Below are 9850 nucleotides of genomic sequence, written 5' to 3' on the forward strand. Positions count from 1 at the left end.
TGCAGGGTGACCGACGCCGAGGCGGTGGGGTGCCGGTCCGGGTCACGCGGCTCACACAGCAAAACGCCACCATGAACCAGCCAAAAATCAAAAGAGATCCTGAAGGCACGCGTCGCCGCATTTTGATGGCGGCGGCCGAAGAGTTCGCGAGTGGAGGGCTGTTCGGCGCGCGCGTCGATCAGATCGCGCGACGAGCCGAAACCAACGAGCGCATGCTCTATTACTACTTCGGCAGCAAGGAGCAGCTGTTTACGGCCGTGCTCGAGCACGCGTTCTCCGCGCTGACCGAGGCCGAGCGCGTGCTCGATCTCGACGGCGTGGCGCCGGTCGAGGCGATCACGCGTCTCGCGCATTTCGTTTGGGACTACTACCGCGATCATCCGGAACTGCTGCGGCTGATCAACAACGAGAACCTGCACGAGGCGCGCTATCTGCACAAGTCGACGCGGATCCGCGAGATGATGTCGCCGATCGTCGCGAAGCTCGGCAACGTGCTGACGCGCGGCCAGAAGGCCGGGTTGTTCCGCGGCGACGTCGACCCGCTGCACTTCTACGTGACGCTGTCGGGGCTCGGCTACTACATCGTGTCGAACCGCTTCACGCTCGCCGCGACGCTCGGCCGCGACTTCAGCGACCCGGACGAACGCGCGGCGATGGTCCGGATGAACACCGAGGTGCTGCTCGCGTATCTGTTGCGGCGCTGAACGCAGCCGCCGGATGCAAAAACGCCGCCGTGCGCAATGAATGCGACGGCGGCGTTTTGTCGTCGGAACGTTGCGCGTCAGGCGGCCTTGCGCGTACGAACCGCCTTCGCGCGCACGCCGGTCGCGCGCTTGGCGGCGGCCGTCGCCGTTTTCGCGCGCGCGCGTTTCGCGACCGCGGCCTTCGCGGTTTCGACCTGCGGCTTGCCGGCCGGCACGGCGGCGAGCGTCGTGGCCGCCGGAGCGTCCGTACGATCCTTCGCCGCGCCGTTCTTCGGCTCCGGCGCGTGTTCGCGGATGAAGTCGCGCAGTTGCGGGTAGATGATCGTGCGCCAGCGGCGGCCCGAGAAAATCCCGTAGTGACCGCACTTCTCGGCGGTCAGGCTGCGACGCTGGTCTTGCGGAATGCCCGTGCACAGCTCGTGCGCGACGTGCGTCTGACCGCTGCCCGAGATGTCGTCGAGCTCGCCCTCGATCGTCATCAGCGCGGTGCGCGTGATGTCCTGCGGCCGCACGCGCTCGCCGTTCACGTCCCACGTGCCTTCGGCGAGGCGGAACTCCTGGAACACGATGCGGATCGTCTCCAGGTAATACTCGGCGGCCATGTCGAGTACCGCGTTGTACTCGTCGTAGAAGCGACGATGCGCGTCGGCGTCGTCTTCGTCGCCGCGCAGCAGGCTCTGGTAGAAGTCCCAGTGCGATTGCGCGTGACGCTCGGGGTTCATCGCGACGAAGCCGGTGTGCTGCAGGAAGCCCGGATACACCTGACGGCCTTCGCCCGGATAGTTCGCCGGCACCGTGTGGATCACGTTGTTCTCGAACCACGCGAGCGAGTGCTGCGTCGCGAGCGAATTCACCGACGTCGGACTGCGGCGCGCATCGATCGGGCCGCCCATCATCGTCATCGTGAGCGGCGTGTCCTCGCCGCGGCTCGCCATCAGCGAGATCGCCGCGAGCACCGGCACCGTCGGCTGGCACACGGAGACCACGTGCAGGTTGCGCGCGCCGATGTGGCGGATGAATTCCTGGATGTATTCGACGTAGTCGTGCAGATGGAACGGGCCGACCTCGACCGGCACCATCCGCGCGTCGATCCAGTCGGTGATGTAGACCTTGTGATCCTGCAGCAGCGTGCGCACGGTGTCACGCAGCAGCGTCGAGTGGTGGCCCGACAGCGGCGCGCAGACCAGCACGACCGGCTCGTCCTTCAGCTGCGTGACGGCCTCGGCGTCGTCCGAGTAGCGCTTGAAGCGCAGCAGCCGGCAGAACGGCTTCTCGACGATCGTCTGTTCGACGATCGGGATGTTGTGGCCGTCCTTCACGATCTGGTGAATGTTGAATTCCGGCTTCTCGTAATCCTTGCCGAGCCGGTACAGCAGCTCGTAGGCGGCGGCCATGCGCGTCGCGCCCGGCATCAGCGAGAACGGACTCGACGGGTTCGCGAACGATTTGGACGCAGCCTGGGCCCAGGCCGTGAGCGGGCTCAGCATCGCTCGCTGGAATTCGTGCAGTTGATAAAGCATGCAGACTACTCCCGCGTGGGGGACGGTGCGCAAGGGCGGCGTGGGGCGTCGCGGCGTGCCGTGTGGGTCAGCGTCCGGCCATGTTGCAGTGCAGCCGGACAATCGCGTCGATCATATCGGACAACGATCGGTGGTGCAATGCAACATTTCCCCGGGTTTTCATCAAAATTTTGCGGTTTGACGATCTCTGAAGAAGCCGCCGCGGCCGCGGCTCAGCGCCCCGTCGCGACCGCCGGCGCGGGCTGGCCGGCCGCGCGCGCCATCGCCTCTTCGTGGTGCATCAGGTTCATCGCCGTGTGCACGAGCGCGACGTGCGAGAACGCCTGCGGGAAATTACCGACGAGCCGCCCCTCGACCGGATCGTATTCCTCCGCCAGCAGCCCGAGGTCGTTCGACAGCGACAGCAGACGGCTGAAGAGCCGATGCGCGTCGTCGATGCGGCCGAGCAGCGCATAGCTGTCGACGAGCCAGAAGCTGCACGCGAGAAACGTGCCTTCGCCGGGCGGCAGGCCGTCGTCGTACTCGGTCGTCCGGTAGCGCATCACGAACCCGTCGTGCAGCAATTCCCGTTCGATCGCCTCGACCGTGCCGACGATGCGCGGATCTTCCGGCGGCAGGAAGCCGAGCTGCGGCATCAGCAGCACGCTCGCGTCGAGCTCGTCGCTGCCGTAGCTCTGCGCGAACGCCCGCTTGCCTTCGTGCCAGGCCTTCTCGCACACGTCCGCATGGATCCGGTCGCGCAGCGTGCGCCACCGGTCGAGCGAGCCCGGCAGCCGGAACATTTCGGCGGACTTGATCGCGCGATCGAACGCGACCCACGCCATCACTTTCGAGAACGTGAAATGCCGGCGGCCGCCGCGCGTTTCCCAGATCCCCTCGTCGGGCTCCTGCCAGATCTTCTCGAGATGATCGAGCAGCGCGCACTGGACCGACCATACGGTGTCGTCGGCCTGCAGCCCGCCCACGCGTGCGAGGTGCAGCGCGGCCATCACTTCGCCGAACACGTCGAGCTGAAGCTGGTTCGCGGCGCCGTTGCCGACCCGCACCGGCTTCGAATCCTGATAGCCGGGCAGCCAGTCGAGCTCCATTTCGGGCAGCCGACGTTCGCCGGCGATTCCGTACATGATCTGAATCTGCTCAGGCGAGCCCGCCATCACGCGGCCGAGCCACGTGCGCCACGCACGCGCTTCGTCGTAGTTAGCCGCCGCGCATCAGCGCCAGCAGCGTGATCGTCGCGTCGCGCAGCCAGCAGTAGCGATAGTCCCAGTTCCGGTTGCCGCCGATCTTCTCGGGCAGCGAGGTCGTTGGCGCCGCAACGATTCCGCCGGTCGGCTCGTACGCGAGCGCCTTCAGCGTGATCAGCGAGCGGCGCACGGCGGCCGCGTAGCGGCCCTGCACCTGGCAGCGTCCCGACCATTCGAGCCAGTAGTTCTCGGTGCGCGCGAGCATCGACAGCGGATCGCGCGCGGGCGGCAGCCGCAGGTGCGACGCCGCGTAGCCGAGCGAGAACGGCACGCGCTCGTCGGCGCCGACCGTGAACTCGGCGAGCGTATGCAGGTTCTTGCCGGTCAGCGGGACCGGCGTGCGCAGCACGACCGTGTCGGGTCCGGCGATTGCTTTCATCCCGTTCTCGCGCGTGAGCTGCGTGACCCACGGAATCGAGAAGCCGTAGTCGAAGCGAAGTACGAGTTCCATGCGCATCTTCATCGTGCCGCGGCGGCCGACGACGATGCGCACGAGTTCGGACCAGCCGTTGCCGGGCGGCATGAAGTCGATCACGGTGACCGCGCCGTCGGCGCTTTCGTAGTCGGTCTCGAGGATGAGCGTGTCGCCGCGATAGCGGCGTGTCGTGTGCGTGATCGCGACGTCGGCGGCCGGCGCGAGCAGCCATCGGCCGTGCTCGGGCGTGCCGACGAGCGCCGCGAAGCAGGCGCCCGAGTCGAAGCGGGGCCAGCACAGCCAGTCGACGGAGCCGTCTTTTGCGATCAGCGCGGCCGTGTGGCCGTCGCCGACGAGGGCGTAGTCTTCGATCAGGGCAGGCATGGGCAGGCGAATCCTTGGTTTCGAGTTCACAATGCGGACTGCGGCGACCGCGCTTCACGGGCTGACGCCGCGCCCCGTATACTCGGCCGGGCGGCGGAGCGCGCGTGAACGGCCGGCGTTCCGTCCTATCTCAACACTTGAAGCGACTCGATGCAAGGAGGATTCAATGCCCAACCGTTTACGCGAGCGTGACGCGCGCGCTTCGACACGAGGGTTCCCGCTTAGGCTCGCTCACTGGATGAAAGGTTTCGCGATCGTGCTGTCGTTGTCGGCGACGCACGCATTCGCGCAGCAATCGCCCACATCGGCCGACGGCGTCTACAACCTGCTCGTCGGCACCTATACGGACGGCGGCAGCGACGGGATCTACGTTTACCGCTTCGATACGAAAACGGGCAGCGTCGCGCCGGTGTCGTCGACGAAAACCGTCAACCCTTCGTATCTGTTGCCGAGCCGCGACGGCCGCACGGTCTACGCGGTCAACGAGCTGCCCGGCGACAACGGGCCCGCGACGCAGCGCGGCGGCATCAGCGCGTTCGGTTTCGATCCGAAGACGGGCACGCTGACGTTTATCGACCGCGTGTCGTCGGAGGGGAATGACCCCTGCTATCTCGCGCTGTCGCCGGACGGCAAGTATCTGGTGACGGCCAACTATTCCGTCGCGTCGGATCCGGGCGGCAGCTTCGCGGTGTTTCCGGTGCGCGACGGCGGCGCGGTCGGCGACGCGGTGCTGACCGTGCACCACGAAGGCACGGGTCCGGTAAAGGGCCGCCAGGACGGCGCGCACGTGCATTCGACGGTGTTCTCGCCGGACGGCCGTTACCTGTTCGTGCAGGATCTCGGCACCGACAAGATCTACGGCTATCGCTACACGGTGGACGGCAGCCGCGGGCTGATCAGCCCGACCGACACGCGCTACACGCCGGTGAAGCCCGGCTCGGGTCCGCGTCACATGGTATTCGGCGCGGACGGCCGGTTCGCGTACGTGACGACCGAACTGAACGCGTCGGTCGACGTGTTCGCGTATCGCGACGGCAAGCTGCAGCCGGTCCAGACCGTGTCGATGAGTGCGCCGGGCTTCAACGGCAAGGTCGGCGGCGCGGCGATCCATCTGTCGCCGGACGGCCGCTTCCTGTATGCGAGCAACCGCGGCGACGCGAACGAGATCGTGATCTACGCGATCGACAAGGCCAGCGGCCGGCTGAAGACCGTCGGCCGCCAGTCGAGCCTCGGCAAGACGCCGCGCGAATTCCTGATCGATCCGACCGGCAAGTGGCTGATCGTCGGCAACCAGGATAGCGACACGTTCTACGTGTTCAGCCGCGACGTCGAAACCGGACAGCTCGGTCCGAATCCGCAGAAGGTGTCGGTCGGCAAGCCGGTCGACTTCAAGCTGGTGCCGGTCGGGTCGTAAAACGAAAAGGGCGCTGCCGATCGCATCGGTAGCGCCCTCGGTATTTCCCGGCCGCGACGAGAACGATGCGGCCGCATCGATCGCGGATCGCGACCGCGCCGTCGCGGCGCTCAGTCCGCGGCGGCCGGCACGAGCACCTCGCGGCTGCCGTTGATGCCCATCGCCGACACGAGCCCGGCCGCCTCCATCTGCTCGACGAGCCGCGCCGCACGGTTGTAGCCGATGCGCAGCTGCCGCTGCACCGACGAGATCGACGCGCGCCGCGTGCGCACGACGAACGCGACCGCTTCGTCGTACAGCGGATCGGCTTCCGCGTCCGGCGCTTCGCCGAACAGGTCCTGCGTCACGCCGTCGGCGGCCGGGCCGTCCAGGATCCCTTCTTCGTACTGCGGCTCGCCGAACTGCTTCAGGTATTCGACGATCCGGTGCACTTCCTCGTCGGCGACGAACGCGCCGTGCACGCGCTGCGGATAGCCGGTGCCCGGCGGCAGGAACAGCATGTCGCCCTGGCCGAGCAGCGATTCGGCGCCCATCTGGTCGAGAATCGTGCGCGAGTCGATCTTCGACGACACCTGGAACGCGACGCGCGTCGGAATGTTCGCCTTGATCAGCCCGGTGATCACGTCGACCGACGGACGCTGCGTCGCCAGAATCAAATGGATGCCGGCCGCGCGCGCCTTTTGCGCGAGACGGGCGATCAGCTCCTCGATCTTCTTGCCGGCGACCATCATCAGGTCGGCGAGCTCGTCGATCACGACGACGATCAGCGGCAGCTTCGACAGCGGCTCCGGATCGTCGGGTGTCAGCGAGAACGGGTTGCCGATCTTCTTTTCCTGCGCCTGCGCGTCGCGGATCTTCTGGTTGAAGCCCGCGAGATTGCGCACGCCGACGGCCGACATCAGCCGATAGCGCTTTTCCATTTCGCCGACGCACCAGTTCAGCGCGTTCGCGGCGAGCTTCATGTCGGTGACCACCGGCGCGAGCAGGTGCGGGATGCCTTCGTAGACCGACAGCTCGAGCATCTTCGGGTCGATCATGATGAGCCGCACGTCCTCGGGCGTCGCCTTGTACAGCAGCGACAGGATCATCGCGTTGATCGCGACCGACTTGCCCGAGCCCGTCGTGCCCGCGACGAGCATGTGCGGCGCCTTCGCGAGATCGGTGACGACCGGCCGGCCGGTGATGTCCTTGCCCATCGCGATCGTCAGTTGCGACGGCGAATGCTGGTACTCGCGCGCGGCGAGGATCTCGGACAGGCGGATCATCTGCCGCTTCGCGTTCGGCAGTTCGAGGCCCATGCAGGTCTTGCCGGGAATCGTCTCGACGACGCGGATCGACGTGAGGCCGAGACCGCGCGACAGGTCCTTCATCAGCCCGACGATCTGGCTGCCGCGTACGCCGAGCGCGGGCTCGATCTCGAAGCGCGTGATCACCGGGCCCGCCGATGCGCCGACGACCGTGACCGGCACCTTGAATTCCTGCAGACGTTGCTCGATGACCTGACCCGTCTGCGCGAGGTGCTCTTCGGTGATCGGCTCGATTTCGTCGGACGCCGGCTCGAGCAGGTCGAGCGTCGGCAGCTCGACGTTGAACGACGCGGGCGCGTGGAATTCGAATGCGTTCGGCCGCGGCGCGCGCGCGGGCGCGGATGGCGCAGCGTCGGCGGCGGGCCGCGCATCGGCGGCTGCGGTCGGGTCGGCCGTAGCGGCTGCGGGTGCGGGCGCCGCGTCGGGCTGCGTGATCGTCGTCGCGTGCGTAATGGCGTCGGCTGCCGGCTGCACGGACAGCGCTGAGCCGGCGACCGTTGCAGCGGGGAAGGGCGACGCGGCGGGGGCCGGCGACGCGATGTCGGCTGCAGCCGGCGCCACGGCGGCGCTCGGGATGCCGACGTTCGTCGGCGCGACTGCCGTCGTTGCAGCGGATGCGGGCGCGATTGCCGGTGCGGACGCCGGGATGCCGTCGCCGACGCTCGCGCTGTCGGCCGCGCCGGGAGCGGCTGCACTCGGCAGCAGCGGCTCGGTGGTCGCAGGCGAAGCGTTACGCAGCGTTGTGTCGGCGGCGGCCGGCGCTGGCGTCGCCGCGGTCGCGACGCCCGCCGCGACGGAGCCGGTTGCCGCAAACGGAGAGTTGGAGTAGATCGGCTTCGAAGATGCTGCGATCGAAGTCTGCGCGGTGCTCGAGTCGAGCGCAGCGGCCGGCGGTGCCGACATCGAAGCGGACACCGGCGTGCTTGCACTCGAATGTGATGCCGCGGCGTTGGATGCGATCGATGCAGCGGTCGTCGTGCCAGACGATGCAGGCGCAATCGTGGGCGCGATGGGCGATGCCGCTGCCGGACGGGGTACGTCCGGCGAGCCGGAAACCGTAGCGATCGAAGCCTCGGCGGCCGTCATCGACGGCGTTGCCGATTCCGACGATCGTGCAGCTACGTCGGCTGTCGGCGTCGGGGTGCCTGTCGTCGATACGGCGGCGAGCGGCGCAGCGGTCGATCCGGAAGCCGATGCATCGGAATGCGGGCCGTGCGTCGCGCCCATGATGCCGGCCGTTGCCGACGGCGTAGCAGGTGCGTCGTTCGACACCGAGGCGGCCGCTTGCGGTCGGGAGCCGGCGGCCGCGTTCGTGGCGCTGAAAGACGTGGGTGCGGACGCAGGCCCGGCCGTCGCGGCGAGCGGTGCGACTTGCGATGCCGGCGCAACTGGCTGCTCGCCGGATCCCGGCGTGGATGCTGACGTGGCGTCGACGAATGCCGAAGGCGCGACAGCGGAATGCGCCGCGTTCCCCACGGCGGACCGATCGACCGGCGAAGTCGACGAAACCGACGACGGTATGCCGGCCGAGTTCGACACGATCGGCGCAGCAATCAGCGGTTGAGCGGCCAACGGCTTCGACAAGGGCTCGGAGACGGTCGTATTTGCTGCCCCCGGCGAAATCGTCGAGGAAGCGGGCGAGGTGGTACGTACCGGATCCGGCGAGCCAGGCATGGCAGCGTAAGGCGCCGCCACCGAGCGCACGGAGCCCTCGGCTCCCGTCCACGGCGTGCCTTCTGTCGTTTCCGGCTTGCTCGTCTCCGTGGCGGCGTAGGCGGACGGGGCCGCCGACGTAGCCGATGCCGTTGCGGGCGCAACCGGCATGAGATCGGCGCCCGTGCGCAGCGGCGTTTCTACGTTCGACGACGACGGCAGCGCAATAGTCGACACGGACGATCCGGCGAACGTCGCGGCGTTGCCGTTGCCCGGGCGTTCGGAATCGGCGCTGTGCGCATCGGCGGAAGCGGCGCGATCGGCGGCGAGCGTCGACGGCGATTCGTATCGGTCGGTCGTGCTGGTGTGCGCCGTCGCGTGTTGCGCGGCGACGGCGTCAGCGTCTGCGACACCGTCCGCCGGTTGCAGTGCTTCGGCCGGCGCCGGCACGGCGGCAGCGTTCACAGGCTGCGGGTCGATCGCACTCGCATTTGCACTGGCGAACGGGTTGGCAGCAACCGCTTGCTCCGCCGGCGCATCGAACGCGGCAGCCGTCCGATTGCCGGTGTCTTCCCGCATCGCGACGTCGTTCGACGGATCGAATGCCAGCGCGGCGCGCGTGTCCGCGATATGCGGAGTCTCGTCGTGCGGCTGATGCGAATACGCGGTTTCATCTGCGACGACGTGTGCCGCGCCGGCCTGCGCAGGCTCGACGGATGCCGCCACATCGCGCGCATCGATGACCGGCTCGTGCGCGCCTGACCCGACCGGCACGAACGCGTCGAGCACGATCGGCGCGGTGTCGTCGTCTGCCGACGCGGAATCGGGGCCGCCCGCGCGATCGCCGTCATGAGCGGACGTATCGTGCGGATCGGCCGCGAATGCGCGCGACGCGGTAGCTGACGTCGCCGCCGTCGGCGCGGCCGAAATGCCGCTCGCCGTCGCGGCAGCAGCACCGGCCGCAGTCGCCGTCACATCGACCGGCTGCGCGCCGGCAAGTGCCGCCCATTGCGCGGTGCTGGCCTCGATCGAGCGCAGCGTGTCGTGCACGCTCGGCGCCGGTGTGATCGGCGTCGCGGGCTTTTCCGTCCATGCATAAAGCGGTGCGCGCGCCGAAGCCGGCTGCGCGGGGCGGCGTCGTACGGCGTCCGGCGGCACGCCGGCGCCCGCTCCGGCGACCGCGCGTACCGGCGTGCGCGGCGGCGTGCC

4 protein-coding genes and 1 pseudogene are annotated in these 9850 nt (G+C 68.3%); 2 read left to right on the plus strand and 3 right to left on the minus strand.

The features are described from left to right. Window positions 1-71 precede the first annotated feature (71 nt). Window positions 72-704: a TetR/AcrR family transcriptional regulator gene (locus BUB20358_RS09230; protein ID WP_006763769.1), complete on the plus strand. Its 633-nt coding sequence runs from the start codon at window positions 72-74 to the stop codon at window positions 702-704. Window positions 705-781: 77 nt separating this feature from the next. Here BUB20358_RS09230 and BUB20358_RS09235 read toward each other — a convergent pair whose 3' ends face one another. Together BUB20358_RS09235 and BUB20358_RS09240 are read right to left on the minus strand one after the other, a co-directional pair. Next, entirely contained in the window at window positions 782-2224 is a 1443-nt protein-coding gene (locus BUB20358_RS09235) for a polyhydroxyalkanoate depolymerase (protein WP_006763770.1), read from the minus strand. A gap of 212 nt (window positions 2225-2436) precedes the next feature. Then, window positions 2437-4267, minus strand: a pseudogene (locus tag BUB20358_RS09240) (glycoside hydrolase family 15 protein). A 166-nt stretch (window positions 4268-4433) separates the two neighbouring features. Here BUB20358_RS09240 and BUB20358_RS09245 point away from each other — a divergent pair. Further along, complete coding sequence (locus BUB20358_RS09245; protein WP_174484788.1) at window positions 4434-5681, plus strand: lactonase family protein; 1248 nt, start codon at window positions 4434-4436, stop codon at window positions 5679-5681. Window positions 5682-5791: 110 nt separating this feature from the next. On the opposite strand, the gene BUB20358_RS09250 is transcribed toward BUB20358_RS09245, so the two are convergent. Beyond that, the coding region (locus tag BUB20358_RS09250; protein ID WP_302477218.1) for a DNA translocase FtsK at window positions 5792-9850 on the minus strand (4059 nt) is incomplete at its 5' end.

Origin of the sequence: Burkholderia dolosa (genome assembly GCF_902499135.1) — a bacterium.
In the GTDB taxonomy this organism is placed as follows: Bacteria; Pseudomonadota; Gammaproteobacteria; order Burkholderiales; family Burkholderiaceae; genus Burkholderia; species Burkholderia dolosa.